Annotated in this window: 26 protein-coding genes; 17 read left to right on the top strand and 9 right to left on the bottom strand. The window is 67.8% G+C overall.

The window, feature by feature from the left end; translation table 11 throughout:
• Positions 1 to 76: 76 nt before the first annotated feature.
• Positions 77 to 772: an FKBP-type peptidyl-prolyl cis-trans isomerase N-terminal domain-containing protein gene (locus tag ACKTTN_RS07470; RefSeq protein WP_407909243.1), complete on the bottom strand. Its 696-nt coding sequence runs from the start codon at positions 770 to 772 to the stop codon at positions 77 to 79.
• Between the two features lie 223 nt (positions 773 to 995).
• Here ACKTTN_RS07470 and ACKTTN_RS07465 point away from each other — a divergent pair, with 223 nt between their 5' ends.
• The 14 genes from ACKTTN_RS07465 (at position 996) to rnt (ending at position 13435) form a co-directional block, all read left to right on the top strand.
• On the top strand, positions 996 to 1790 hold the full coding sequence (locus ACKTTN_RS07465) for an enoyl-CoA hydratase/isomerase family protein (RefSeq protein ID WP_407909242.1): 795 nt from the start codon (positions 996 to 998) through the stop codon (positions 1788 to 1790).
• A 53-nt stretch (positions 1791 to 1843) separates the two neighbouring features.
• On the top strand, positions 1844 to 2161 hold the full coding sequence (locus ACKTTN_RS07460) for a hypothetical protein (protein WP_407910035.1): 318 nt from the start codon (positions 1844 to 1846) through the stop codon (positions 2159 to 2161).
• A gap of 347 nt (positions 2162 to 2508) precedes the next feature.
• Positions 2509 to 3192, top strand: a complete 684-nt coding sequence (nth, locus tag ACKTTN_RS07455; RefSeq protein ID WP_407909241.1) for an endonuclease III — start codon at positions 2509 to 2511, stop codon at positions 3190 to 3192.
• Positions 3193 to 3281: 89 nt separating this feature from the next.
• On the top strand, positions 3282 to 4517 hold the full coding sequence (locus ACKTTN_RS07450) for an OprO/OprP family phosphate-selective porin (RefSeq protein ID WP_407909240.1): 1236 nt from the start codon (positions 3282 to 3284) through the stop codon (positions 4515 to 4517).
• A gap of 205 nt (positions 4518 to 4722) precedes the next feature.
• Positions 4723 to 5727: a phosphate ABC transporter substrate-binding protein PstS gene (gene pstS, locus ACKTTN_RS07445; protein WP_407910034.1), complete on the top strand. Its 1005-nt coding sequence runs from the start codon at positions 4723 to 4725 to the stop codon at positions 5725 to 5727.
• A gap of 157 nt (positions 5728 to 5884) precedes the next feature.
• Positions 5885 to 6964: a phosphate ABC transporter substrate-binding protein PstS gene (gene pstS / locus ACKTTN_RS07440; protein ID WP_407909239.1), complete on the top strand. Its 1080-nt coding sequence runs from the start codon at positions 5885 to 5887 to the stop codon at positions 6962 to 6964.
• 111 nt (positions 6965 to 7075) lie between these two features.
• Positions 7076 to 8038: a phosphate ABC transporter permease subunit PstC gene (gene pstC, locus ACKTTN_RS07435; RefSeq protein WP_407909238.1), complete on the top strand. Its 963-nt coding sequence runs from the start codon at positions 7076 to 7078 to the stop codon at positions 8036 to 8038.
• Positions 8038 to 8886, top strand: coding sequence for a phosphate ABC transporter permease PstA (gene pstA, locus ACKTTN_RS07430; protein ID WP_407909237.1), 849 nt, complete (start codon positions 8038 to 8040; stop codon positions 8884 to 8886). The genes pstC and pstA overlap by 1 nt, the downstream gene beginning before the upstream one ends.
• A gap of 29 nt (positions 8887 to 8915) precedes the next feature.
• Entirely contained in the window at positions 8916 to 9725 is an 810-nt protein-coding gene (pstB, locus tag ACKTTN_RS07425) for a phosphate ABC transporter ATP-binding protein PstB (RefSeq protein WP_407909236.1), read from the top strand.
• A gap of 150 nt (positions 9726 to 9875) precedes the next feature.
• Positions 9876 to 10571, top strand: coding sequence for a phosphate signaling complex protein PhoU (phoU, locus tag ACKTTN_RS07420; RefSeq protein ID WP_407909235.1), 696 nt, complete (start codon positions 9876 to 9878; stop codon positions 10569 to 10571).
• A 207-nt stretch (positions 10572 to 10778) separates the two neighbouring features.
• Entirely contained in the window at positions 10779 to 11126 is a 348-nt protein-coding gene (locus ACKTTN_RS07415; RefSeq protein ID WP_407909234.1) for an HvfA family oxazolone/thioamide-modified RiPP metallophore, read from the top strand.
• Positions 11127 to 11136: 10 nt separating this feature from the next.
• Positions 11137 to 12003: an HvfB family MNIO-type RiPP peptide maturase gene (locus ACKTTN_RS07410; RefSeq protein ID WP_407909233.1), complete on the top strand. Its 867-nt coding sequence runs from the start codon at positions 11137 to 11139 to the stop codon at positions 12001 to 12003.
• Positions 11993 to 12751 carry an HvfC family RiPP maturation protein gene (locus ACKTTN_RS07405; protein ID WP_407909232.1) on the top strand — a complete coding sequence of 253 codons (759 nt, stop codon included), beginning with the start codon at positions 11993 to 11995 and terminating at the stop codon, positions 12749 to 12751. Before ACKTTN_RS07410 ends, ACKTTN_RS07405 begins: the two co-directional genes overlap by 11 nt.
• Positions 12752 to 12769: 18 nt before the next feature.
• Positions 12770 to 13435 (top strand): ribonuclease T, encoded by a 666-nt coding sequence (gene rnt, locus ACKTTN_RS07400; RefSeq protein ID WP_407910033.1) that lies wholly within the window; start codon positions 12770 to 12772, stop codon positions 13433 to 13435.
• Positions 13436 to 13438: 3 nt separating this feature from the next.
• Here the strand turns inward: rnt and ACKTTN_RS07395 are convergent, their stop codons facing one another.
• The 6 genes from ACKTTN_RS07395 to ACKTTN_RS07370 all read right to left on the bottom strand — a co-directional run bounded on the left by ACKTTN_RS07395 (position 13439) and on the right by ACKTTN_RS07370 (position 19593).
• The gene (locus tag ACKTTN_RS07395; protein WP_407909231.1) at positions 13439 to 14197 is read right to left on the bottom strand and encodes an anti-sigma factor; all 759 of its coding nucleotides are present in this window, start codon (positions 14195 to 14197) and stop codon (positions 13439 to 13441) included.
• A 2-nt stretch (positions 14198 to 14199) separates the two neighbouring features.
• Entirely contained in the window at positions 14200 to 14769 is a 570-nt protein-coding gene (locus ACKTTN_RS07390; RefSeq protein ID WP_407910032.1) for a sigma-70 family RNA polymerase sigma factor, read from the bottom strand.
• A gap of 163 nt (positions 14770 to 14932) precedes the next feature.
• Positions 14933 to 15208 carry a CBU_0592 family membrane protein gene (locus ACKTTN_RS07385; protein WP_407909230.1) on the bottom strand — a complete coding sequence of 92 codons (276 nt, stop codon included), beginning with the start codon at positions 15206 to 15208 and terminating at the stop codon, positions 14933 to 14935.
• Positions 15208 to 15969, bottom strand: coding sequence for a 23S rRNA (guanosine(2251)-2'-O)-methyltransferase RlmB (gene rlmB / locus ACKTTN_RS07380; protein ID WP_407909229.1), 762 nt, complete (start codon positions 15967 to 15969; stop codon positions 15208 to 15210). The genes ACKTTN_RS07385 and rlmB overlap by 1 nt, the downstream gene beginning before the upstream one ends.
• 144 nt (positions 15970 to 16113) lie before the next feature.
• Positions 16114 to 18540, bottom strand: a complete 2427-nt coding sequence (gene rnr / locus ACKTTN_RS07375; protein ID WP_407909228.1) for a ribonuclease R — start codon at positions 18538 to 18540, stop codon at positions 16114 to 16116.
• Positions 18541 to 18579: 39 nt separating this feature from the next.
• On the bottom strand, positions 18580 to 19593 hold the full coding sequence (locus ACKTTN_RS07370; protein ID WP_407909227.1) for a magnesium transporter CorA family protein: 1014 nt from the start codon (positions 19591 to 19593) through the stop codon (positions 18580 to 18582).
• 97 nt (positions 19594 to 19690) lie between these two features.
• Between ACKTTN_RS07370 and ACKTTN_RS07365 the strand changes: the two genes are divergently transcribed.
• Entirely contained in the window at positions 19691 to 20308 is a 618-nt protein-coding gene (locus ACKTTN_RS07365; RefSeq protein ID WP_407909226.1) for an RES family NAD+ phosphorylase, read from the top strand.
• A gap of 52 nt (positions 20309 to 20360) precedes the next feature.
• Here ACKTTN_RS07365 and ACKTTN_RS07360 read toward each other — a convergent pair whose 3' ends face one another.
• Positions 20361 to 20549 (bottom strand): hypothetical protein, encoded by a 189-nt coding sequence (locus tag ACKTTN_RS07360; protein WP_407909225.1) that lies wholly within the window; start codon positions 20547 to 20549, stop codon positions 20361 to 20363.
• 195 nt (positions 20550 to 20744) lie between these two features.
• On the opposite strand from ACKTTN_RS07360, the gene ACKTTN_RS07355 reads away from it, so the two are divergent.
• Complete coding sequence (locus tag ACKTTN_RS07355) at positions 20745 to 21704, top strand: energy transducer TonB (protein WP_407909224.1); 960 nt, start codon at positions 20745 to 20747, stop codon at positions 21702 to 21704.
• 44 nt (positions 21705 to 21748) lie between these two features.
• On the opposite strand, the gene ACKTTN_RS07350 is transcribed toward ACKTTN_RS07355, so the two are convergent.
• Positions 21749 to 22153, bottom strand: a complete 405-nt coding sequence (locus ACKTTN_RS07350) for a hypothetical protein (protein WP_407909223.1) — start codon at positions 22151 to 22153, stop codon at positions 21749 to 21751.
• Positions 22154 to 22343: 190 nt separating this feature from the next.
• On the opposite strand from ACKTTN_RS07350, the gene ACKTTN_RS07345 reads away from it, so the two are divergent.
• Positions 22344 to 24092, top strand: a complete 1749-nt coding sequence (locus ACKTTN_RS07345; RefSeq protein WP_407909222.1) for a lysophospholipid acyltransferase family protein — start codon at positions 22344 to 22346, stop codon at positions 24090 to 24092.
• Positions 24093 to 24095 lie beyond the last annotated feature (3 nt).

Raw genomic sequence — 24095 nt, 5'->3', positions numbered from 1 at the left:
GATTCTCGCAGACGTCGATCTCCGGAAACACGAACGCCGGCACGAGGCCGGCGTCCGGGGAACCACGAGGTTCGACTTACTTGGCGCTGACGAGCTTGATCTCGAACACCACCGCCACGTTCGGCGGGAAACCGGTGCGCGGGTCGGCGCCGTAGGCCTTGTCGGCCGGCAGTGCGACTTCCCACTTCGAGCCGACCGGCATCTGCTGGATCACTTCACGCATCGCCGGCATTTCGATCTGGCTGACCTTGATCGCCGGGATCGACTGCGCTGGACGCGCCTGCGCGGGACGCTCGCCGAACGCGTACGGGCCGGCCACTTCCAGCTGCACGGTGTTCGCCATCGTCGGCTTGGCGCCGGTGCCCGGCTCGATCACGCGGTACTGGACGCCGCTCGGCAACACCTTCACGCCGGCCTTGGCCTTGTTGGCGTTGATGAACGCGTCGCTCTTGACCTTGTTATCGGCCGAAGCCTTGTCCCACTCGGCCTTGGACTTGGCGACCTGGCGGGCCTGCATGTCCTGCAGGACCTTCTGAAGCTGGTCGACCGGAACCGCCGGCTGCTTCTTGGCGTATGCGTCCTGCACGCCCTTGATGATCGAGTTGACGTCGAGCTGCTCACCGCGCGAGGTCAGTTCGGCGGCATCGGCGCCGGTCTTGAAGCCAAGGGCATAGCTCAACTTGCCCTTGTCGGACGTGATGTCCTGCGCGGACGCGGCGCCAGCGGCAACCACAAACGCCGCCGCAGCGACGGCCATCAGACGAAACTTCATCGGGTGAAACCTCCGGTATGGGGAAAGCCGGGTGCGCTTCGTGCGCAGCGGCGTTGAACAACCCTTATGCCGCGTACCGGTCGACAGCCCCGAGTGGCGCGCTAGGATACTGAGGGCAGGGCTTAACCGCCACTGACACCGAACCCTCTGACCGCCGCCGGCCGCTCGAGTTCCGCAGCTCGTTTCACGGCGCGTTTTCCCCCGTTTTCCATTCAGGCTCGCCATGACCGACAGCAGCAGTGCATCGCCGGTGACCGTCGCCGACCGCGACGCGGTCCGCATCATCACCGTCAACCGGCCGGACAAGCTCAACGCGCTCAACGCCGCCACGCTCGACGCGTTGGACGTCGCGTTCGCCGAGGCGATCGCCACCGAATCCGTCCGCGCCATCGTGCTGACCGGCGCCGGCCCCAAGGCGTTCGTCGCCGGCGCCGACATCGCCGAGATGAACAGCCTCACGCCGGCGCAGGGTCGCGACTTCTCGCTGCGCGGCCAGCGCATGATGCGGCGCGTCGAGAAGAGCCCGAAGCCGGTGGTCGCCATGGTGAACGGGTTCGCGCTGGGCGGCGGCCTCGAACTGGCCATGTGCTGCCACCTGCGGATCGCGGCGGACAACGCGCGCGTCGGACAGCCGGAAGTGAACCTCGGCCTGATTCCCGGCTTCGGCGGCACGCAGCGACTGCTGCGCCTCGCCGGTCGCGCCGCGACGCTCGAGCTGTGCCTGCTGGGCGCGCCGATCGACGCGCAACGTGCGCGCGAACTCGGCATCGTCAATCGCGTCGTTCCCGCGGCCGAACTGGAAGCGCAGACGATGGCGGTCGCGCACCAGCTCGCGAACTCCGCGCCGCTTGCGCTGCGCGGCGCGCTGGACTGCATCAACGTCGGCGGCGAGTGCGGCATCGAGGAAGGTCTCGAATACGAAGCCGCGCAGTTCGGCCTGATGTTCGCCACGCAGGACATGCGCGAAGGCACGTCGGCATTCCTCGAACGCCGCAAGCCGACCTTCAGCGGCGAGTGAGCGATTCGCGTTGCCCGGATTGCGGTTGTGACGCGGCGTCCGCCGCGCACGCGATCGTCGGCTACCTGCGCGTGGACGACGTGGATCGCGCGATCGCTGCCGGCCTGCTCGACATCGATGCGTGCGCGGGTTGCGCACCGACGTGCACGGCCGCATTGCTGAGCGCGCGCGACGACCGACGCTTCGCGCTCGCCGCGCGTGAGCGGTTCCGCGCGCGCGAGCAGCGACTCGCGCGACGCGCAGCCGAACGCGAAGCCGCGCGCACGACGCCTCCGGCTGCATCCGCAACGACCGCCAAGCCAACACTTCCACCTGCAGCGGCGGCTGCATTGCAACGCGCGCTGGCCCGCGCGAAAGGACCGTCGCAATGACGCGTGCGCGTGCAGCGGGTCGGAGTGCATCGACGGCGAAGCCGAATGCAGCGCGCGCTCCGGCGAAGAAGGCGACCGCGGCGACCGCGAAGCCGAGGACGGCGATCAAAAAGAGCGCGTCTCCCGCGAAGTCGCTTGCGGCCGCTACATCTGCTCGCGCGACACGTGCAAAAGCCGACAAGTCGGTCGCGACATCGAACAGTGCCGCACGAAGCGTGTCGGCTCCCAAACGCGCGCCCCGCTCCGCCGGCGTCGCGACGAGGGTTGCAGGCGGCATCGAGGCAAAGCGAACGCCGAAGAGCCCGCGCCCGCTCGGCGGCAGCGACCGCGTCGCGCCGTCGAAGCGCATGACGCCCTCCGAGATCGACGAGCTGTTTTTGCGACTCAGCGACGCCAATCCGGCGCCGACGACCGAACTCGAATATTCGACCCCGTACGAATTGCTGGTCGCCGTTGCGCTCTCCGCGCAGATGACCGACGTCGGCGTGAACAAGGCGACGCGCCGGCTGTTCCCGGCCGCGAACACACCGGCAGCAATCGCGAGGCTCGGTGTCGACGGCCTGCTGCCCTACATCGCGGGCATCAACTTCAACCGCACCAAGGCGGCGAACGTCGTCGCGATGGCTAGCCAGTTGATCGACCTTCACGGCGGCGAGGTGCCGCGCGACCGCGAGGCACTCGAAGCGTTGCCGGGCGTCGGCCGCAAGACGGCGAACGTCGTGCTCAATACCGCGTTCGGCGAGATGACGCTGGCGGTCGACACCCACATCTTCCGCGTGTCCAACCGCACCGGGCTGGCACCGGGCGCGGACGTGCGCACGGTCGAGGACGAGCTGCACCGCGTGGTGCCCGAGCGCTACCTGCAGCACGCGCACCACTGGCTGCTGCTGCACGGGCGCTACGTCTGCAAGGCACGCGTACCCGACTGCCCGCGCTGCATCGTGCGCGATCTATGCCATTTCCCGGACAAGACGCCCGGCGAGGCGCCGCCATTGGAAGTCGCGCCGGCGCGCGCCAAACGCGGTCGATGACATCCCGGAGGCGGCGGCCGCGGAACTGTCACATTTACGCAATCTTCACGCCCTAGCCTTCGCGGCGCTCCTCCTTCCCAGGACCCGCCATGAAGCTCTCCCGTAACACGCTCGCCCTCGGCCTGCTCGCCGCACTCGCTGCGCCGGCGGCCCACGCCGAAGTCGCGATCGATGTCATCCACGATTCCGAGGTCTCGTTCGAAGGCCTCGTACAGGCCGACTTCAACTGGTACGACGCGGACGTACAGCCGCTCGGCGCCAACAACAACGACGGCGTCGACCACGACTTCGACATGCGTCGCGCGGAACTCGTGCTCAAGGGCAAGGGCCCGGGCAACTACGAGTGGGCGCTCGGCTACGACGCGCGCGCCAACAAGTGGCTCGACGTCAACGCCAAGTACAAGCTCGGCGGCGACGCCAACAAGTTCCTCCAGTTCGGCCAGTTCAAGATGCCGAACAGCCTGGAAGAGCTGTCGTCGACCAAGAACAACGACTTCATCGCCAAGTCGTCGATCACCAATACGTTCGGCGTGTCGCGTCGTCTCGGCGGCGAGTTCAGCTACGGCGACGTCAACTGGTCTGTCACCGGTGCGTACTTCGAGCGTGAGCTGACGCGCAACCTCGCGCATGGCAACGGCTACGGCTTCCGCGGCACGTGGGCGCCGATCAACGACGGTGGCCAGATCCTGCACGTGGGCCTGTCGTATGTCGATTACGACACCGACACCGACACGCTGCGCCTGCGCGCACGTCCGCTGGCCGACCTGGCCGGCACGCGCCTGGTGGATACCGGTGCTACCGGCATGCGCAATGCCGACCGCATCGCGGTGGTCGGCCTCGAAGGCATGTACGCCAACGGGCCGTTCAAGCTGCAGGGCGAATACATGAAGGCCAGCGTCGACCGTTACGACACGGGCTTCGTCGCGCAGCCGGGCAGTTCGTACGACGCCGACGGTTTCTACCTGCAGGGCCTGTGGAACATCACCGGCGAGAAGTTCGGTTACAAGGCCGGCGTGCCGACCACCCCGCTGCCGGACAACCCTGCCTCGGGCATGTTCCAGCTCGGCCTGCGTTATGACCACATCGATCTGAACGACGGTTCGCTGTCGCCGGGTGCGACGCCGACGTCGGCTCCGGTCGTCAACGGCATCCTCGGCGGCAAGCAGGATGCGTGGACCGTCGGCGCCAACTGGTACTGGCATTCGAACTTCAAGTTCATGCTGAACTACGTCAAGGTCAACAGCAGCAAGTACAGCCCGACGGCACGCACCGACGTGGACGACGATCCGAACATCGTCGAAGCGCGCGTCCAGTTCTACTGGTAATCGCGGCGTCACACTCTCTCCAAGGGTCGAGTCTTTTGGAGGCGCAGCGCAGGCTGCGCCTCCTTTTTTATTGGTGCGCTGTCATGCACCTGTCATCGACGTGCAACCGCGATGTCATGGTTGCGCGATGGAATGCCGGCAGGCGGGCGATGCCCGTACCTTGCCCAGGAGTCCACCCGTGTTGAAGTCCCTCAGCTCGCGTTCCATGCATGCGCGCGTGCTCGCGCTTTCCCTGGCCGCGGCCTGCTTTGCCGCGCACGCCGCCGATGTCACCGGCGCCGGCGCGTCGTTCATCTACCCGGTCATGTCGAAGTGGTCGTCCGACTACGCGAAGGCCACCGGCAAGCAGGTGAACTACCAGTCGATCGGCTCGGGTGGCGGCATCGCGCAGGCCAAGGCCGGCACTGTCGACTTCGGTTCGACCGACGCCCCGCTCAAGCCGGAAGAACTCGCCAAGGCCGGCCTCATCCAGTTCCCGTCGGTCATCGGCGGCGTGGTGCCGGTGATCAACATTCCGGGCGTGGCCTCGGGCGCGATGAAGCTCGACGGCGACACCCTCGCCAAGATCTTCCTCGGCCAGATCACGATGTGGAACGATCCCGCGATCGTCGCCATGAACGGCGGCGTGCAGCTGCCGGCCAAGAAGATCACCGTCGTCCACCGTTCGGACGGTTCGGGCACCACCTTCAACTTCGTCAACTTCCTCTCGAAGGTGAATCCGACGTGGAAGCAGAAGGTCGGTGAAGGCACGATGGTGCAGTGGCCGATCGGCATCGGCGGCAAGGGCAACGAGGGCGTCGCCGCCTACGTGAAGCAGATCCCCGGCGGCATCGGCTACGTCGAGCTGTCGTACGCGCTGCAGAACAAGATGGCCTACTCGCGCATGAAGAACGCCGCCGGCAACTTCGTGCTGCCCAGCGACGAGACCTTCGGTGCGGCCGCCGCCAGCGCCGACTGGACCAACGCCAAGGACTTCTACCTGGTGATGACCAACGCACCGGGCGCGCAGTCGTGGCCGATCACGGCTACCAACTTCATCCTGATGTACCGCCAGCCGAAGAACGCGGCCGGTGCGAAGAACGCCAAGGAATTCTTCCGCTGGGTGTACAAGAGCGGCGACGCGCAGGCCAAGGCGCTGGACTACGTGCCGCTGCCCGACGCGCTGATCAAGCAGATCGAGGCGTACTGGTCGGCCAACGCCAAGTACTGACCGACGACGTTCTGCAACTGCTGGTTGACTGTCCGGACGGGCCCCTCGCGGGGCCCGTTCGCGTTGCAGCGCCGATGTCATCGGCGTGTAACAAAAACATCATTTCATTGCATGACGGTGTCGCCACGGTGGCGGCACGCCCTTGTTCGGAGTCGCCATGCACGTCGCACGCCTTGGTCTCGTCATCTCGCTCTCCATCGCGCTCGCCGCATGCTCGGGCGGTGGGACGTCGGCCGACAAGACCCCGAATGCGTCGACGGCCGCAACCGCGCAGTCCGGCGAAAAAGCCGAAGCGACGATCACCGGCGCCGGCGCGACGTTCATCTATCCGCTGCTGTCGAAGTGGTCGGCCGAGTACAGCCAGAAGACCGGTTCGAAGATCAATTACCAGTCGATCGGTTCGGGTGGCGGCATCGCGCAGATCAAGGCGGCCACGGTCGACTTCGGCTCCAGCGACAAGCCGCTTGCATCGGACGAACTTGCTGCCGCGGGCCTTGGCCAGTTCCCGTCCGCCGTCGGCGGCGTGGTGCCGGTGGTGAACCTGCCGGGTATCGCGGCTGGCCAGCTGAAGCTCACCGGTCCCGTGCTCGCCGACATCTACCTCGGCAAGGTCACGATGTGGAACGACGCCGCGATCGCGCAGCTCAACCCGGGCGTTGCGCTGCCGGCGACCAAGATCAACGTCGTCAAGCGGTCCGACGGCTCGGGCACCACCTTCAACTTCGTCAACTACCTCTCCAAGGTCAGCCCGGAGTGGAAGACGAAGGTCGGCGAAGGCACGTCGGTGAACTGGCCCACCGGCATCGGCGGCAAGGGCAACGAAGGGGTCGCCGCCTACGTGAAGCAGATCAAGGGCTCGATCGGTTATGTCGAACTCGCCTACGCCGCGGAAAACGGCATGGCGCATGCGCAGATGCAGAACGCGGCCGGCCAGTGGGTGCAGCCGACCATCGCATCGTTCCAGGCCGCAGCCGAAGCCGCCGACTGGAAGAACGCGCAGGACTTCAACCTGGTGATCACCAATGCGCCCGGCGCGCAGGCGTGGCCGATCGCCGCTACGAATTTCATCCTGATGTACAAGCAGCCGAAGGATCCGGCGCGCTCGAAGGCGACGCTCGACTTCTTCCGCTGGGCGATGCACGAGGGCGGCAGCACCGCGGAATCGCTGAACTACGTGCCGCTGCCGCCGGACGTGGTGTCGCAGGTCGAGGCCTACTGGACCGCACAGTTCAAGTGATGCAACGCATTCCGACGACGGCGTCGCGCATGCCCGCGACGCCGTTTCCACGATTCCCGCCGATGCCGCGCGATGCTCAGCGCGTCGCCGACGACACCTCCGCACGGTGACATGAGCGCCATTCCCGTTCCCGCTATCGACGCCACCTCCCGCGATGCCGCGGCCGATCGCGGCTTCCTTTGGCTCGTCACCGGCGCCGGCATGTTCGTCCTCGTGTCGCTCGCGGCCGCCGCGCTGTCGATGCTGTGGGGCGGTCGCGCCACGTTCCAGAAATTCGGGCTCGGGTTCTTCACGTCCCGCGCGTGGGATCCGGTGGGCCAGGACTTCGGTGCGCTGGTACCGATCTACGGCACTGTCGTCACTGCGATGATCGCGATGATCATCGCGGTGCCGGTGAGCTTCGGCATCGCGATGTTCCTCACCGACATCGCGCCGAAGTGGATGCGTGGCTCCGTCGGCACGGCCATCGAGCTGCTCGCCGGCATTCCGTCGATCATCTACGGCATGTGGGGCCTGTTCGTGCTCGTGCCGTACCTGAGTGAACACGTGTATCCGTGGATCGATGCGCACCTGGGCACGCTGCCTGGCGTCGGCGTGCTGTTCGCCGGCCCGCCGCTGGGCCTGGGCATGCTCACCGCCGGCCTCGTGCTGGCGATCATGGTGATCCCGTTCATCGCATCGGTGATGCGCGAAGTGTTCCTCACCGTACCGACGCGGCTCAAGGAGTCGTCGTACGCGCTCGGCTCGACCCGCTGGGAAGTCGTGTGGGATGTCGTGCTGCCGTACACGCGCTCTGCGGTGATCGGCGGCATTTTCCTCGGCCTCGGCCGCGCGCTGGGCGAAACGATGGCGGTAACGTTCGTGCTCGGCAACGCGCACGAGCTCACGGCGTCATTGCTGATGCCGGGTAATTCCATCGCCGCGACCATCGCCAATGAATTCGCCGAAGCCGACTCCGAGCAGTACCGCTCCGCGCTGATCGCGCTCGGCTTCGTCCTGTTCCTGGTCACCTTCGTTGTGCTGTCGGTCGCGAGGCTGATGCTGCGTCGCCTGTCCAAGCGGGAGGGCACCTGATGCTTTCGCTTTATGCCCGCCGCCGCGTCACCAACGTCGTCGCGCAGGCGCTGGCGATCGTCGCGACCGTGTTCGGCCTGTTCTGGCTGGTGTGGATCCTCTGGACGACGCTGCATAACGGCATCGCGTCGATCAACGTTGCGCTGTTCACCGCGATGACGCCGCCACCGGGGGAGGAAGGCGGCCTGCTCAATGCGTTGTTCGGCAGTGCCCTGATGAGCCTGCTCGGCATCGCGATGGGCGCGCCGATCGGCGTGCTGGCAGGCACCTACCTCGCCGAATATTCGAATCGCAGCTGGATCGGCGAAACGGTGCGCTTCGTCAACGACATCCTGTTGTCCGCGCCATCGATCGTGCTCGGCCTGTTCGTGTACACGCTGGTCGTCGCGCGCGTGGGCCACTTCTCCGCGCTCGCCGGTGCCATCGCCCTCGCCTTCATCGTGCTGCCGGTCGTCGTGCGCACCACCGACGAAATGCTGCGCCTGGTGCCGACGCAGATGCGCGAAGCCGCGTTGTCGCTCGGCATTCCGCAGTGGAAGGTGATCGTGCAGGTGCTGTACCGGTCGTCGCTGCCGGGAATCATCACCGGCATCCTGCTCGCGCTTGCGCGCATCTCGGGCGAGACCGCGCCGCTGCTGTTCACCGCACTCAACAACCAGTACTGGTCGACCGACGTGACGTCGCCGATGGCGAACGTGCCGGTGGTGATCTTCCAGTACGCGATGAGCCCGTACGACGCCTGGCACTCGCTCGCATGGGCCGGTGCATTCGTACTGATGCTGTTCGTGCTGGCGGTCAGCCTCGTCGCCCGCGCGATCGTCGTCCGCAACCGCGTGACCCACGACTGATGAACGCTGCCCTGCCTCCGGACCTCGCCATGAACGACGCCCCCCGATTCCACCTGGCGACCGCGCAAGCGGCGGCGTCGGCCGCGCCGGTCAAGCTCGCTGCGCGCGGGCTCGACTTCTATTACGACAAGTTCCACGCGCTGAAGAACATCAACCTCGAGATTCCCGAGAAGCGCGTCACCGCGCTGATCGGCCCGTCGGGTTGCGGCAAGTCGACACTGCTGCGCATCTTCAACCGCATCTACGCGCTGTATCCCAAGCTGGTCGCCAAGGGCGACGTGCTGCTGGACGGCGAGAACATCCTCGATCCGCGCTTTCCGTTGAACCGCCTGCGCAGCAAGGTCGGCATGGTGTTCCAGAAGCCGGTGCCGTTCCCGATGACGATCTTTGAGAACGTCGCGTACGGCATCCGCCACCACGAGCGCCTGTCGAAGGCCGAGATGAAGGTGCGCGTCGAACAGGCGCTGCACCAGGCGGCGCTGTGGGACGAGGTCAAGGACAAGCTGGGCCAGAGCGCGCTCGGTCTATCCGGCGGCCAGCAGCAACGCCTGTGCATCGCGCGAGCGGTGGCATTGCGGCCCGATGTCCTGCTTCTGGACGAACCGACCTCCGCGCTCGATCCGATCTCCACCAGCCGCATCGAGCAGCTGATCGACGATCTCAAGCGCGACTTCACCATCGCGATCGTCACCCACAACATGCAGCAGGCCGCGCGCATCTCCGACTACACGGCTTTCATGTACCTCGGCGAGCTGGTCGAGCACGGCACCACCGAAACGATTTTCTCCAATCCCTCGAAGCAGCAGACCGAGGACTACATCACCGGACGATTTGGGTGATCTGACGCGCTTTCGATCTGCGACAAGGCAGGTCACGCGTCGGATCACGCCGACGGCAGGCACCCCGCGGCAGCGGCGACTTGGTGGGCGCTGGACGCGCGAGCCCAGTCGCCTTGTTCAGTTCGCCACAGACCCGCACACGAGACAGCCATGCACGATCACATCCTCAAGAGCTACGACGCCGAGCAGAAGCGCCTTCTCGACGAAACCCTGCGCATGGGCGAGATGGCGGCGTCGCAGCTCGAAGCCGCGCTCGACGTCGTGCAGCGCCGCGACGACAAGGCCGCCGCGCGAATCATCGCCAACGACGAAGCGATCGACGCGATCGAGAACGAAGTCAGCCACGACGTCATGAAGCTCGCGCTGCGCGGCCCGATGGCGCGTGACCTGCGCGAGATCCTCGCGGCGATCCGCATCGCTTCGGACATCGAACGCATCGGCGACTACGCGGCGAACGTCGCCAAGCGGTCCATGGCCCTCAACACCGCACCGCCGCTGCCGCACGTCGCCGGCCTGCAGCTGATCGGAAAGCTCGCGGTGCAGCAGGTGCGCGACGTGATCGCGGCCTATCGCGACAACGATGTCGAGGCGGCGCAGCGCGTGCGTGCGGCGGACACGGAGATCGACGCCGCCTACACCGGCCTGTTCCGTGAGCTGCTCACCTACATGATGGAAGACGCGCGCGCGATCACGCCGTGCACGCATCTGCTGTTCATGGCGAAGAACATCGAACGCATCGGCGACCACGCCACCAACATCGCGGAAAATATCTGGTTCCTCGTGCGCGGCGAGGAAGCGCTGCCGCCGCGCGAAAAGGCGGACGAAAGCAATACGGCGACGCTCTGACCGGACGTCGCGTCGCGATACGGGCGGCCTGCGGGTCGCCCGTTTTTATTTGCGCCGGCTGCATCCGAGTGTCGCGCGGCGCCGTAGTGATGATCTGACGCCGGATGAACCGGCGTCCGGACGGCCGGGGTCCCCGGCTGCCGAACCCACCCCGCCGCGCTAGCATCGCGGCTCGCGGCCCGGCCGCCCCCGACACGAGGTCACCCCATGTCCCGTTCCCTGAAGACCCCCGCCCTCGCCGCCCTCACCGGCTCGCTGCTGCTCGCCGGCACCGCGTTCGCGTCGACTCCGCTTGCGCAGGGCTACATGCTCTCGGCCGCCGACGCGCCGCCGACCACGACCGCCAAGGCCGACGCCAAGACGGCCGAAGCCAAGTGCGGCGCCGACAAGAAGGCAGCCGAAGCGAAGTGCGGCGCCGACAAGAAGGCTGCCGAGATGACGACCACGGCGGACGCATCGATGCCGAAGGCGCAGCCGGTCGCGGACAAGAAGATGGCGGACGGCAAGATGGCCGAAGGCAAATGTGGCGAAGGCAAGTGCGGCGGTTCGATCTGATCGGGCGTTGATGGCCGCGTCGCGCATCCTCGCTCCGGATGCCGCGGGCCTTGGCCTGCGGCGGGCCCTGATCGGCCCGCTGCAGGCTGCTTCGGAAACAAGCGTCGACTTCCTCGAAGTCGCGCCGGAAAACTGGATGGGCGTCGGCGGCACGTTGGGCGACGCATTCGAATCACTCGCCGCGCGGTGGCCTGTCGTCTGCCACGGGCTGTCGCTGTCGCTGGGCGGGCCGGGCGAACTCGACGACACCTTCCTGCTGAAGCTGCGTCGCTTCCTCGATCGCTTCCATTGCCCGCTCTACAGCGAGCACCTGTCGGCCTGCACCGACACGCAGGGCCAGCTGTACGACCTCATGCCGCTGCCGTTCCATCGCGCCGCAGTCGATCACGTGGTCGACCGCATCCGCCGCACGCAGGACGTGCTCGGCCGACGCATCGCCGTCGAAAACATCTCCTACTACGCGACGCTGGACACCGGCGACGCCGCGGCGATGCGCGAGATCGACTTCGTCAACGACGTACTCGAACGCGCGGACTGCGACCTGCTGCTCGACGTCAACAACATCGTCGTCAACGCGACGAACCACCGCTACGACGCGCACGAATTCCTCGCTGCGTTGCCCGGCGAGCGCATTGCCTACATCCACGTCGCCGGTCATTACGACGAAGCCGACGACCTGAAAGTCGACACGCACGGCGCACCCGTCGCGGCACCCGTGTGGGAACTGCTCGACGCCGCCTACGCGCGTTTCGGCCCGCGCCCGACGCTGCTCGAGCGCGACTTCAACCTGCCGCCGTTCGATGAACTTCTTCTCGAACTCGATGGCGTGCGCGCGCGGCTCGCGCGTGCGTCGGGCCGCCAGCGCGATGCGGCCTGACGCGTTCGACTCGCTGGACGCGCTGGGCGCGTACGTCCGCGATCCCGATGTCGCTTCGCCACCGGCCGGCATCGAAGCGCGACGCCTGAAGGTCTACGCGGACCTCGTCTTCAACAACGTCGAATCCTTGCTGGCCGGAACGTTCCCGGTGATGCGCGCCACGCTCGGCGACGGCGCATGGCGACAGCTCGTTCGCGATTTCCTGCGCGAGCACGGCGCGCGTACGCCGGTGTTCACCGAGCTCTCGCGCGAACTGATGCGCTATCTCGACGCACGCGCGGCGTCGGGCCGCGATGATCCACCGTGGCTGCGCGAGCTCGCGCACTACGAGTGGGTCGAACTCGCGCTGCAGATCAGCGAGGACAGGGTCGAAGGCACACCGCACGATCCGGATGGCGACCTGCGCGCAGGTGTTCCGCTGCTGTCCTCGCTCGCGTGGCCGCTGGCTTACGACTGGCCGGTGCATCGCATCGCGCCCGACATGCGGCCCGATTCGCCGGAACCCACCTTGCTGCTGGTGAATCGACGCAGCGACGGCACGGTCGCTTTCCACGCGCTCAGCCCGCTCGCGTTCCATCTGTTGCAACGCCTGGGCGGCGCGGCCGCCGTCAGCGGCGACGCACATCTGCGCGCGCTCGCGTCCGAGGTCGGTGCGGACGACGTCGAGGCGTTCGTCGACGCCGGCATCGCGCTGCTCGACGCCTACCGCCGCGACGGCATCGTGCTGGGCACGCGCATCGTCGGCTGACGGCCGCTCGTGGCCGGTCTGCTAGGCTTCCGGGCCGCACCGACTCCCCCGCCTCCCGTGCCTTCACTCGCCACGCGCTTCCGCGGCTTCCTGCCTGTCGTCGTCGACGTCGAGACGGGCGGCTTCGACTGGAATCGCCATGCGCTGCTCGAGATCGCGGTGATCCCGCTCGATCTCGACGCGAACGGACGCATCGTGCCGTGCCCGACAACGAACGCGCACGTGATGCCCGCGCCGGGCACCGAGATCGATCCGAAGTCGCTGGAAGTCACCGGCATCGTCATCGACCACCCGTTTCGCGACGCCAAGAACGAACGCCAGGCGCTCGACGTGGTGTTCGCACCGGTGCGCGCGGCGATGAAGAAGCACGGCTGCCAGCGCGCGATCCTGGTCGGCCACAACGCGCATTTCGACCTGAACTTCCTCAACGCGGCGGTGGCGCGGTCGCGGCATCAGCGCAATCCGTTCCACCCTTTCAGCGTGTTCGACACGGTGTCACTGGCGGGCGTTGCCTACGGCCAGACCGTGCTCGGCCGGGCACTGCAGGCCGCGGGCATCGACTGGCAGGCAAGCGAAGCGCATTCGGCCGTATACGACGCCGAACGCACCGCCGAACTGTTCTGCAAGATCGTCAACGCGTGGCCGATGCTCGGCGGCGCGGGCGCGCCGTCGAGCAACGCCTGACCGCTACAGCGAAAGCGTGCCCGCGGCCATCGGCTTGGACGACGGCGACTGCGGCGCGACGGGCTGGACCGGCTCCATCGTGATCGCGACCCTCCAGCCCGACGTCATGCCGGCGTGCAGCTCGGCCTTCGGTACGTCGACCCAGTGCGATTTCCACGCGCCGACGTAACCGAGCGACTTCGGTTTCTGACCCGGCGCGAGCAGCCACAGCACCGGCGCCATGCCGTCCTCCGACATCGCGCCGGGCACGGGCACCAGCCACATGCCGCCGCCGTGCATGTCGACGGTCGCGAGATAGGCGATCTGCCCGTCGTCCTTGACCAGGCGCGTGACCGGCATTTCGGGCATCGGCGCCGCGGCTTTCGGTGCGGCCTGCGTTGCGACCTGAGGTGCCGGCGCGGTGATCGCGCGCGGTTTCTGCAGCGCGACGACCGCGAGCACCGCGGCGGCGGCGAACCCGGCCGCGGCCGCGGCTTTCCAGCGCCCCACACCATCCGGATCCCGCGAACTCATGACCGGCGACCACCCCAACCGCGTGCGGATGCGCGGCCATACGTGGTCGGGCACGGCGGCCTGCGGCAGTTCATCGTTCAACGCATCGAGACGGCGGCTCCAGTCGTCGACCAGCCGTGCGAACGCGGGATCGCGGGCGATGCGCAGGCGCACGTCGCGACGCTCGCGCTCATCGAGGACGCCGAGGACGTATTCGCCGGCAAGCGTGTCGGCGGTGGGCGGATCGCGATCGGGATCGTGCTCGCGCATGCTCATTGCTCCAGGCACGCACGCAGCTGCAACAGCCCGCGCCGGATCCAGCTTTTGACCGATCCCAGCGGCGCACCGGAACGCGTCGCGAGTTCTTCGTAGGTCGCGCCGTCGAAGAACGCGGTGCGGATCAGGCCGCGCCGGCGTTCGTCGAGCCGTTGCATGCAGCGCTGCAGGCGGTCGCGGTCGTCCGAGGCTTCGGCGGCGTCGACCGGCGTGTCGCCGTGGTCGGGCAGTTCGTCGCCGAGCTCGATCGTGGTGGTGCGCACCGTATGGCCGGGCGAGCGCAGGCGATCGATGCAGCGGTTGCGCGCGATCATCGCCATCCATGCCATCGCGCTCGCGCGGCCGGGGTCGAACTGCTCGGCTTTGTGCCAGATCGTGGTGAACACGTCCTGCAGCACGTCCTCGGCTTCCGCACGATCGGGCAACAGGCGCAGGCAGATCGCGAACAGGCGCGACGACGCGCCGCGATAGAGCCGCTCGAACGCGCTGCGGTCACCCTGCGCGACGTCGAGCAGCAGATCGGCGTGCGCGTCGATGTCGTCCGTGGCGGGCGCGGTGGTGAGCATGGAAGCCCCGAAGCTGTGGCTGGCGATGGCGGTCACTGCATCCCCCGACCGTTGCCGAAGGCCCGACGGTTATGCCACCCGCGCCGGACGCTCGCAAGCGCGCCGAACTGGCGCGCTCACCCGTTGCTACGGACGGTCGTGCGCGATGGATGCAGCACGCGGCTCAGCGTTGCGCGCGGCGTTCGCGAAGCGACCGGGCGATGCCGTAGCCGCTCACTGCCACCCATGCGAGCTCGAGCAGGAACACCGACAGGTTGAACCCGCCCACCAGCGACACCAGGATCCCCGCCGCGCCGAACAGGTTGAGCAGCTGGTAGGTGATGCCGGTGCCGGACAGTCGGCGCGACTGCAGCAATGCGAACGCGATGAGGATGGCGAGCGTGCCGCCGAGGCCGACGACGTCGTACCAGTGCAGCGAAATGAGTGCGTCGTCCTGCATCAGCGGGCACTCCGTTGGCGCACGGCTTCAAATAGCGTGACGCCGGCCGCGACCGACACGTTGAGGCTTTCCACCGCCGTGGTGCCCGCGCCGGGCATCGGAATCGACACCAGTCCGTCGCAGGTTTCACGCGTCAGGCGACGCAGGCCGTCGGCCTCGCCGCCCAGTACGAGCCCGACGTTGCCGCGAAGGTCGATCGCGTAAAGCGAACTATCAGCCTCGCCCGCCAGGCCGTACAACCACACGCCCATCTGCTGCAGGTCCTTCATCGTGCGCGCGAGATTGGTGACCGGCACCACCGGCACCGCGTCCGCCGCGCCCGCGGACGTCTTGCGGACGGTCGCGTTCACCTGCACCGACTTGTCCTTGGGAATCACCACCGCCGTCGCGCCCGCCGCCGCTGCGCTGCGCAGGCAGGCGCCGAGGTTGTGCGGGTCCTGCACGCCGTCGAGAAGCAACACCAGCGCCCGGCCGTCCGCCGCCTGCACCAGCTCCTCGAGCTCGTTCTCGCTCCACGTCTTGGCCGCGACGTACCGCGCGATCGCGCCCTGGTGCCGCACGCCGCCGGAGGCGCCATCGAGCGCCTGCTGTGCCACGCGCCGCACGTCGATGTCGAGGCGACGCGCGAGCGTCTCGATCTCCTGGATGCGCGGGTTCTTCGCCCCCGCCTCCAGCAGCACCTCGCGCACATGCTCCGCATCGTTCTGAAGCGCCGCCGATACCGCATTGATGCCGGCGATCCACTGGTTCTGTTTGCTCATGCGCCTATTGTGCCGCGCCGCGGAAAAACCCGCTCAGGACGGCCTCCAACGGGTCGCAACGCGGGCCAAAACCCGCTTTCTCGCGTGAACGGCCCGGCTGACGCGAAACGGCCGTTGCCGGGAGGGCCCACGCACCGCCACGCATCAATACGGCGTCTTCTTCCTCTTCGCCGGCTGCCCCCGCGGCGGCAACGGCTTCGCGCCCCCCGGAGCTTCCTCGCCGACCAACCGGAAATCGATGCGCCGATCCTCGACGCTCGCCTTCAGCACGACGATGCGCACGCGATCGCCCAAGCGGTATTCGCGTCCGCGTCGCTCGCCGGTCAGCGTCTTGCGGATCGGATCGAAGTGATAGAAATCATTCGGCAACTGCGTGACGTGCACGAGGCCGTTGACCTTCGATCCGTCGAGCTCGATGAACAGCCCGAAGCTCGTCACGCCGCTGATCGTGCCGTCGAATTCGCCGCCGACGTGCTGCTCCATCCACGCTGCACGGTAGCGTTCGTCGACTTCGCGCTCGGCTTCGTCCGCACGACGCGAGCGCGCGGAGCAGTCGAGCGACAGCTGCGCCATCGCGCTCGGCGAGTACGTGAACTTCTCGGGCTTCGCCCCGCTGAGCGCGTGCTTGATTGCGCGATGCACAAGCAGGTCCGGATACCGCCGGATCGGCGAGGTGAAGTGCGCGTACGCCTCCAGGGCCAGGCCGAAATGGCCGACGTTCTCCGGCGCATACACGGCGAGCGCCTGGCTACGCAGCAACACCGATTCCAACAGCGCAGCCTCGGGCCGTTCGCGGATCTTCTTCAGCAGGTTCGTGAAGTCCTTGGGCTGCACCTTCGACCATGCGGGCATGCTGAGGCCGAATTCCTTGAGGAACTCGAGCAGGTCTTCGTATTTCTGCTGCGGCGGCCGCTCGTGGATGCGGAACGGCGCGGGTACATCGGCGGCGATCAGGAACTTCGCAGCCTCGACGTTCGCCGCGATCATGCATTCCTCGATCAGCTTGTGCGCGTCGTTGCGCTGGAGCATGCCGGCCTGCACGACCTCGCCCTTGGGGCCGATCACGAAACGCACTTCGCCGGATTCGAACTCGATGGCACCACGACGCTCACGCGCCTTGACGAGGATCCCGAACAGCTGGTGCAGGTGCTCGATGTTCGGCCGCAGCGAACCGATCACGCCGAGCGCATCCTCGCGCGCCGCGTCGTCGACGTCGCCGATCGCGTTCCAGACCTGCGTGTAGGTCAGGCGCGCGTGCGAATGCATCACCGCTTCATAGAACTTCGACGACGTCACCTGCCCTTTTCGATCGACCTGCATGTCGCAGACGAAGCACAGGCGGTCGACCTTGGGCTTCAGCGAGCAGATGCCGTTCGATAACGTCTCCGGCAGCATCGGCACCACGAAACCGGGGAAGTACACGCTGGTCGCGCGCTTCTGCGCTTCGTCGTCGAGCGGCGTGCCCGGCCGCACGTAATGCGACACGTCGGCGATGGCGACGATCAACCGGAAGCCATCGCGGTTGGGTTCGGCGTAGACCGCGTCGTCGAAATCCTTCGCGTCCTCGCCGTCGATGGTGACCAGCGGCACCTTGCGCAGGTCGACGCGGCCACCGGCCGTCGCGGCGTCGACCTCGATCGGAATCGCCGCCGCCTCTTCAAGCACCGGCTGCGGGAACTCGTGCGGAATATCGTGGCCGTGGATGGCCGCCTGCACCGCGAGCGACGCGGTCAGGCGATCACCCAGCACGGTGAGGATGCGGCCGATCGGCACGTGCTTGCCGTCCGGCATCTCGGTGATTTCGCACACCACGAGCTGGCCGTTCTGCGCATCGTTCTTGGCATCCGGCGGAATCAGGATGTCCTGCTGGATGCGGCGATCGTCCGGTATCACGAAGCCCACGCCGGCGCGCGTTTCGTAACGACCGATGAGGCGCGTCAGTCGGCGTTCGAGGATCTCGGCGATCGCGCCTTCGCGACGGCCGCGACGGTCGACGCCGGTGACGCTCGCCAGCACGCGATCGCCGTGCATGACGCGACGCATCTCGAACGGCGGAAGGAACAGGTCGTCGCCGTGGCCGGGATCGGGCTTGAGGAAACCGAAACCATCGGGGTTCGCGATGACCACGCCGGGAATCAGGTCGACCTGCTGCGCCGGCAGGTACTCGCCCTTGCGGTTCTGCAGCAGCTGGCCGTCGCGCAGCATCGCGCGCAGGCGGAAGCCCAACGCATCGCGGCGTTCGTCGTCGTCGATGCCGAGCCGTTCGGCGATGACATCCATGGGCAGCGGACCGTCGGCCGATGCCAGCATCTGCAGGATCATTTCGCGGCTGCCGATCGGCTTCTCGTAGCGAGACGCCTCGCGCTGTGCGTGCGGATCGACCGATGGCGCACCACCGCGTGCACCGCGCAGCGGCCTGGGAGGTTCGGGCATCCAGCCCGGGCGCTTGGGCCCGGATGCGTGCTTGGGACCGCTTGCGGATTTGGATGCACCACCGCGCGTCGGCGCGGCCGGGCCCTTCGTGCCGCCGCTCTTGGCGGCGCCACCTTTGCTCGAATTCTTTCGTTTCATGAACGGGATCGTCTCACACGTTCATGAAGGCGACGTCGCTCAGGGCACGTTGCGTCGCAGGCGCCACGCGGCCCACGCGCCCGACGCCACCAGTACCGCACCGATCGCGCCCGCGGCGACGTAGAAGCCGTGAGTCCCGGTCTGGAACAACGGCGCCTCGAAATTCATGCCTAGAACGCCGGCCACCGTCGCCGCCAGGCCCATCGCCACGGTGACCACGGTGAGCGTGTACACCGCCTGGTTCGTGCTTTCCGCGGTGCGCGAGGTGTAGAGATCGAAGCTGCCGTTCACGAGTTCGCGCGCGGCTTCGATCGACTGCATGACATGGCTGTAGCGCGTGCTCACGAGGCGACAGTGGCGCTCGGCGGATTCCGATTGCCGCGGGTCGAAGTCCGGGCGACCCAGCGCATCGAACAGGTCGCGCTGCGATGCCAGGTGACGTCGCAGGCGTGACGCGAGGTGCCGCAATGCCTGCAATTCCCCGAGATGCGCGGGGTCCGGGCGTCGCAGGATCAGCAGTTCCAGGCGATCGAGCCGTGTTTCGAATGCATCGCGCGCGTCGAGATAGTCAGTGAGCATGCGGTCCATCAGCGTGGTCGCGAAACTCGTCGCCTCCATGCGGCCGACGCGCAGGTGGTCGGCTTCGTTGCCGAGCACGGCGGAGATGAAGTCGACGGGCTCGCGATGCACCGTCAACACCACGTTCGGACCGATGCCGAATGCGACCGGCACGTCGCTGGGGCGGCTTCCGTCGTGCCAGTTGAGTGCGCGCACGTGCAGGTATTTCCAGTCACCCCCGACGACCAGCCCGAGTTCGCTCGCGGCAGTCGGGTCCAGTCGCGCGGTATCCGCACCGAGCGGCGCGAGCGCGTCCGGCAGCCCGTTCGCGCAAATCACGTCGACCCACAGCAGGCGCTCGTCCGGCACGGGTGAGTGCTCGCGTAGTTCGGCCGGCCCGATCTCGCGACTCGGATGGTCGCGCTCGAACAGCAGCGCACGCACCACGGTCGGCGGCGTCTCCCTGGAAACCGATGCAACGGGCCGGCTGGTCATGGCGAACCTCCTAAGCGGCTGCAGCTTCACCGCTGCCATGAGTACGCCTTGTTAAAACGCGCCGACGACGCACGCGCCGACTCCGGATTTGACGCCCATGCAGACAACGCCGCAGACCCCGACTGAAAAGGAGCTGGACGAGGCCTTGCGCGACACGTTTCCCGCCAGCGACCCCATTTCCGCGACCGCGCACCTGACCGCGACGCCCACCGCCGACCACCTCGGCGCGACGGAACACAGCGCCGACCACCCGGGCACGGTGACGGTCTATCGCGTGGTCACCGACGACCAGAAGGACAAGCCCTTCGGTGGTGGACCGAACAGCGCGGGACGCTGGACCTCGGACGGTACGCCGGCGGTGTACGCGTCGATGTCGCCATCGGCCGCACTGCTCGAATTCCTCGTGCACTGCGAAGGCGAGCCGCCGCGGACGGCCCACCTCGCCAGGGCGAACCTGCCTCGCGCGCGCGTGACGGTCGTGCAGGCGTATCCGTCGACGTGGCGCGAGCGGCCCTATCGACGCGACGTGCAGCAGGTGGGTGACGCCTGGTCGACGTCGCATCAATCGCTGGCTGCGCAGGTACCGAGCGCGTTGTCCGAGGACAGCTGCAACGTGCTCATCAATCCGGAACACGTGGACGCACCGCTGATCCAGGGCGTGCACGTCACTGCGATCGCGATCGACGACCGGCTCCGCAACGCCACCCGCCACTGATCGCGCGAATGCAGGAAACCCGCGGAGATCCGCGGGTTTCCTGTGCTGGCGGTCAATGGGTACGCGGGTGGTGATCGCCGCGATCGCCCTGCCCCGGGCCGGCATCGTGCTTGGCATCGCGCTTGCGGTCCTGCGACAGCGAACGCGACACGTTGTCGGACTCGGCGAATCGGCCCTTCGCGTCGCGGCGCACATAACGCTTGTCACCCGGGTTTGGCTCGATCAGTTCTCGCTTGGTCATGGCTTTCCATCCATCGAGGTCACACACGCGGAACGTCGCGCGTCGACGGTGAAGAGCGGGACAAGGCTCACCCGGTCGCGGCAGCTCGCGGCGCTCGCCTTGTGAGGTGCGTCGCACCGACGACCGGGCGCCCGAATGATCGCGACGAACGGTCACAAAGCGGCAGTACGGTGCGCGCGCCACCCGGGAATCGCCATGCATCGCTCCGACCGTATCTGCCTGATCGTCCTTGGACTCCTCGCGGGCGCTGCGCTCGCGGCCTGCAGCAGTCGGGACGCCGCGCCCGCGACCGCCGCGCCGGCCACAGCCAAACTCTCGGCGCTGTCGAGCTCGGACCTTCAAACCCGGGCGCGCGCCGCGTTCGCGGCGAACCGCCTGTACGCGCCGGAGGGGCAGAACGCCGCGGAATTCCTGCTCGCACTGCGCGACCGCGGACTCGCCAAGCCGGCCGATCTGTCGGCGCTGGCCGAACTCGAGCCGTACCTCGTGATCGCGGTCGAGCAGGCCGTCGACCGCGGCGACGACGTCGAGGCCACGCGCATCCGGACGTTGTTGCAGCGCGCGAACGCCAACGCGCCGGCATTGACGCGCCTGGCTGTCGCAGTCGATCGACTTCGTGCGCAGAAGATCGCCGACGCGCAGGCAGTCGCCACTGCGACCGCGGCGACTGTTGCGCCGATATCGCCGCCCGTGCGCGCACCGACCGTCGACACGCCGCGCGCGGCGACGTCGACCGACGCGCACGCCGCTGTGCAGCCGCCGCAGCCGCGCGCGATCGCTGCGTCGAACGATTCATCGACCGCCTCGCCGCTGCCTTCGTTCCCTCCGTCGCAGCCGGTGGAGCACGCGACTACTGCAGTCACGACGCCCGCTCCCATCGCGCCCGCCGCGGCGTCGGGCACACCGAAACTCATTCGCGACACGACGCCCGCCTATCCCCGCGACGCATTCGCGCGCGGCATCGAAGGCGAGGTGGATGTTCGCTTCACCATCGACAGCAATGGCCACGTGCAGGACGCTCGCGCAGTCGCGTCTACGCCGGGCGGCGTGTTCGACCGCGCGGCGGTGACCGCAGCGTCGCGTTGGCTGTTCGAATCGGGCCACGCGCCAGTGACGATCACGCGCCACCTCACGTTTCGCATGCCGGAAGGCTGAGCCGGAAAACCCTGTCGAAACACGTGGCGCGATCGCGCCGTCGCTCAGCGGCGCGCGAGCGATGACCGGTCGAGTTCGTCGAACAGTGCGGCGTCGTCGAGGCGCGCAAGCGCCTGCAGCCCGACACGCAGCAACTCGCTGCGCTTCATCGGCCGCGCGAGCTCGGATGCGCGCTTCTTGAGCGCCGACAGCGCGCCGTATTCGGCCTCGGTGAGTTTGCAGCCCTGGCGCAACCAGCGTTCCGCCGGTCGCTGTACGGGCTTGGGTTCGCTCGACTCGCGCTTCGCCGCCGTTGCGCGCGGCGCAGCCGGAACGCTCGGGGCAGTCGGCTCGACGACGGGGGCCGACATCGCGTCGACGGTCACGGTCGATACGGCGTCCTTAGCAGCGGCGGCACGCGCACGCGCCGCGTTCTTCGACACGGGCGTCTGGCGACGTCGGGTGTTCATCGGCGAATCTCCACTGGCCCAAGCGGCCGATCGCGCAGCCTAGCGCCGCTTCACGCGGCACGTGTTGCAGATGGGTGACGGTGGCATGACCGTGGACGAGCGGCGGGATGTCATCGGCCTGACGCCCTTCCGCCATCCCGCCGACACCGATCGACGTCACCGTGGCGCCAGCCAATGGGGAGGCACCGCCATGCTCGAGGATCGACTGACGTCGCGACTCCCGGACTGGTTCCGCGGGCGACGCGCGCACGTCGCCAGGCCGTTCCTGCACGGGGTGCGGCGGTGGTCGCGACTCGGGGCGATGGACGCGTTCCTGCAGAAGCATCGCGACCTGCGCGGCCTGCCGCTGGTGCGTGCCGCGCTCCAGTTCCTCGGCGCGGACTACCGCGTCGGCGGCGCAGGCATCGATGCACTGCCGCGGACCGGACCGCTGCTCGTCGTCGCCAACCATCCTTCCGGCGCGCTCGACGCGCTCGCGCTGCTCGATGCGATCGGCCGTGTGCGACCGGACGTGCGCATCGTCGCCAACGACGTGTTGACTGCGATCGACGGCCTACGCCCGGTATTCCTTCCGCTGGACGTGTTCGGACGCGGCGCGTCGGCACAGGTCCGTGCAATCGATGCAGCGCTCGCCGCGGGCGGATGCGTGGTGATGTTTCCCGCCGGCGAAGTCGCGCGCCTGGGTTGGCGCGGCGTGCGCGAGGGACGCTGGCGCGACGGGTTCGCGCGGCTGGCGCGACGCCACCGCGCGCCAGTCGTTCCCGTGCGCATCGACGCGCGCAACTCGGCGCTTTTCTACGGCACCAGCGCGGTGTTCAAGCCCGCGGCAACCCTGCTGCTGGCGCGCGAGATGTTCGCGCGTCGCAGCCATCCGCTCCGACTCGCGTTCGGCACCGCGATGGCGCCCACGCTCGACGCCGCCATGTTCGCGACGTCGGTTCGACAACGCTTGCGCAAGTTGCGGTTCGATGCGGAACGTGCGCCGGACGCTGGCCCGCATCCAGTCGCAGAGGCAATGGACGTCGATCGCGTGCGCATCGAGGTCGAATCGCTCGAATGCCTCGGCCGCACATTCGACGGCAAGGAGATCCGCGTCGGCCGCCTGCCCGCGAACAGCGCGCTGATGCTGGAAATCGGACGGCTGCGCGAACTCACGTTCCGCGCGGTCGGCGAAGGCACGGGCCGTGCGCGCGACGTCGACCGTTTCGACGGCGGCTACGACCAGATCGTGTTGTGGGACGCCGGCGCCGGGCGCATCGCCGGCGGCTACCGTGTCGCACGCGTCGCAGACCTGCTCGCCGAGCGCGGTCTCGCCGGTCTCTACACGGCGACGCTGTTCCGTTTCGACGCGCGTGCCGTTGCGCGGCTCGCTGCAGGCCTGGAACTCGGTCGCAGCTTCGTGGTGCCGGACTACTGGGGCAGCCGCAGCGTCGACTACCTGTGGCAGGGCATCGGTGCCTACGTCGCGCGCCAGCCGTGGGTGCGTTACCTGTTCGGACCGGTGTCGATCAGCGCGACGCTGCCGGAAGCCGCACGACGCGACGTCGTTGCGTTCTATGCGCGCTGGCACGGCGCCGTGGACGGCATCGAGGCCGCGCGCCCGTACGAGATCCCGGAAACGATCGAGTCGTCGACCGACGCCGAAACCGGCCTTCGCGCCCTGCGTGCGCGGCTTGCGGCGATGGGCGCGAGCGTGCCGATGCTCTACAAGCAGTACGTCGACCTGTGCGAACCCGGCGGCGCGCGCTTCCTCGCGTTCGGCACCGACCCGGATTTCGCCGACGTCATCGACGGATTCGTCGAAGTCGACCTCGAGCGGCTGCGGCCCCACAAACGGGAACGCTACCTGGGTGGACGCGCGGCGACGAAGGCGCAGGTCGAGTTGCGCATGCCAACCCCTGTTGGCGCCCCGGCAGCAGAAACCAATGTTTTCGCGTAGGAA

Source organism: Lysobacter claricitrinus, assembly GCF_045866565.1.
Taxonomy (GTDB): domain Bacteria; phylum Pseudomonadota; class Gammaproteobacteria; order Xanthomonadales; family Xanthomonadaceae; genus Cognatilysobacter; species Cognatilysobacter claricitrinus.
This window is presented reverse-complemented; position numbering and strand designations above follow the sequence as displayed.

Bases quoted from the DNA above. Each gene is read 5' to 3' on its own strand.
- ACKTTN_RS07370 (WP_407909227.1), bottom strand. From the start codon at position 19,593: ATGACCAGCCGGCCCGTTGCATCGGTTTCCAGGGAGACGCCGCCGACC.
- ACKTTN_RS07390 (WP_407910032.1), bottom strand. From the start codon at position 14,769: ATGCTCACCACCGCGCCCGCCACGGACGACATCGACGCGCACGCCGAT.
- pstA (WP_407909237.1), top strand. From the start codon at position 8,038: ATGCTTTCGCTTTATGCCCGCCGCCGCGTCACCAACGTCGTCGCGCAG.
- ACKTTN_RS07345 (WP_407909222.1), top strand. From the start codon at position 22,344: ATGCTCGAGGATCGACTGACGTCGCGACTCCCGGACTGGTTCCGCGGG.
- ACKTTN_RS07385 (WP_407909230.1), bottom strand. From the start codon at position 15,208: ATGCAGGACGACGCACTCATTTCGCTGCACTGGTACGACGTCGTCGGC.
- ACKTTN_RS07470 (WP_407909243.1), bottom strand. From the start codon at position 772: ATGAAGTTTCGTCTGATGGCCGTCGCTGCGGCGGCGTTTGTGGTTGCC.
- ACKTTN_RS07365 (WP_407909226.1), top strand. From the start codon at position 19,691: ATGCAGACAACGCCGCAGACCCCGACTGAAAAGGAGCTGGACGAGGCC.
- pstC (WP_407909238.1), top strand. From the start codon at position 7,076: ATGAGCGCCATTCCCGTTCCCGCTATCGACGCCACCTCCCGCGATGCC.
- ACKTTN_RS07465 (WP_407909242.1), top strand. From the start codon at position 996: ATGACCGACAGCAGCAGTGCATCGCCGGTGACCGTCGCCGACCGCGAC.
- rlmB (WP_407909229.1), bottom strand. From the start codon at position 15,969: ATGAGCAAACAGAACCAGTGGATCGCCGGCATCAATGCGGTATCGGCG.
- ACKTTN_RS07355 (WP_407909224.1), top strand. From the start codon at position 20,745: ATGCATCGCTCCGACCGTATCTGCCTGATCGTCCTTGGACTCCTCGCG.
- ACKTTN_RS07415 (WP_407909234.1), top strand. From the start codon at position 10,779: ATGTCCCGTTCCCTGAAGACCCCCGCCCTCGCCGCCCTCACCGGCTCG.
- pstS (WP_407909239.1), top strand. From the start codon at position 5,885: ATGCACGTCGCACGCCTTGGTCTCGTCATCTCGCTCTCCATCGCGCTC.
- rnr (WP_407909228.1), bottom strand. From the start codon at position 18,540: ATGAAACGAAAGAATTCGAGCAAAGGTGGCGCCGCCAAGAGCGGCGGC.
- phoU (WP_407909235.1), top strand. From the start codon at position 9,876: ATGCACGATCACATCCTCAAGAGCTACGACGCCGAGCAGAAGCGCCTT.
- ACKTTN_RS07350 (WP_407909223.1), bottom strand. From the start codon at position 22,153: ATGAACACCCGACGTCGCCAGACGCCCGTGTCGAAGAACGCGGCGCGT.
- ACKTTN_RS07360 (WP_407909225.1), bottom strand. From the start codon at position 20,549: ATGACCAAGCGAGAACTGATCGAGCCAAACCCGGGTGACAAGCGTTAT.
- pstB (WP_407909236.1), top strand. From the start codon at position 8,916: ATGAACGACGCCCCCCGATTCCACCTGGCGACCGCGCAAGCGGCGGCG.
- pstS (WP_407910034.1), top strand. From the start codon at position 4,723: ATGCATGCGCGCGTGCTCGCGCTTTCCCTGGCCGCGGCCTGCTTTGCC.
- ACKTTN_RS07405 (WP_407909232.1), top strand. From the start codon at position 11,993: ATGCGGCCTGACGCGTTCGACTCGCTGGACGCGCTGGGCGCGTACGTC.
- ACKTTN_RS07450 (WP_407909240.1), top strand. From the start codon at position 3,282: ATGAAGCTCTCCCGTAACACGCTCGCCCTCGGCCTGCTCGCCGCACTC.
- nth (WP_407909241.1), top strand. From the start codon at position 2,509: ATGACGCCCTCCGAGATCGACGAGCTGTTTTTGCGACTCAGCGACGCC.
- ACKTTN_RS07410 (WP_407909233.1), top strand. From the start codon at position 11,137: ATGGCCGCGTCGCGCATCCTCGCTCCGGATGCCGCGGGCCTTGGCCTG.
- ACKTTN_RS07395 (WP_407909231.1), bottom strand. From the start codon at position 14,197: ATGCGCGAGCACGATCCCGATCGCGATCCGCCCACCGCCGACACGCTT.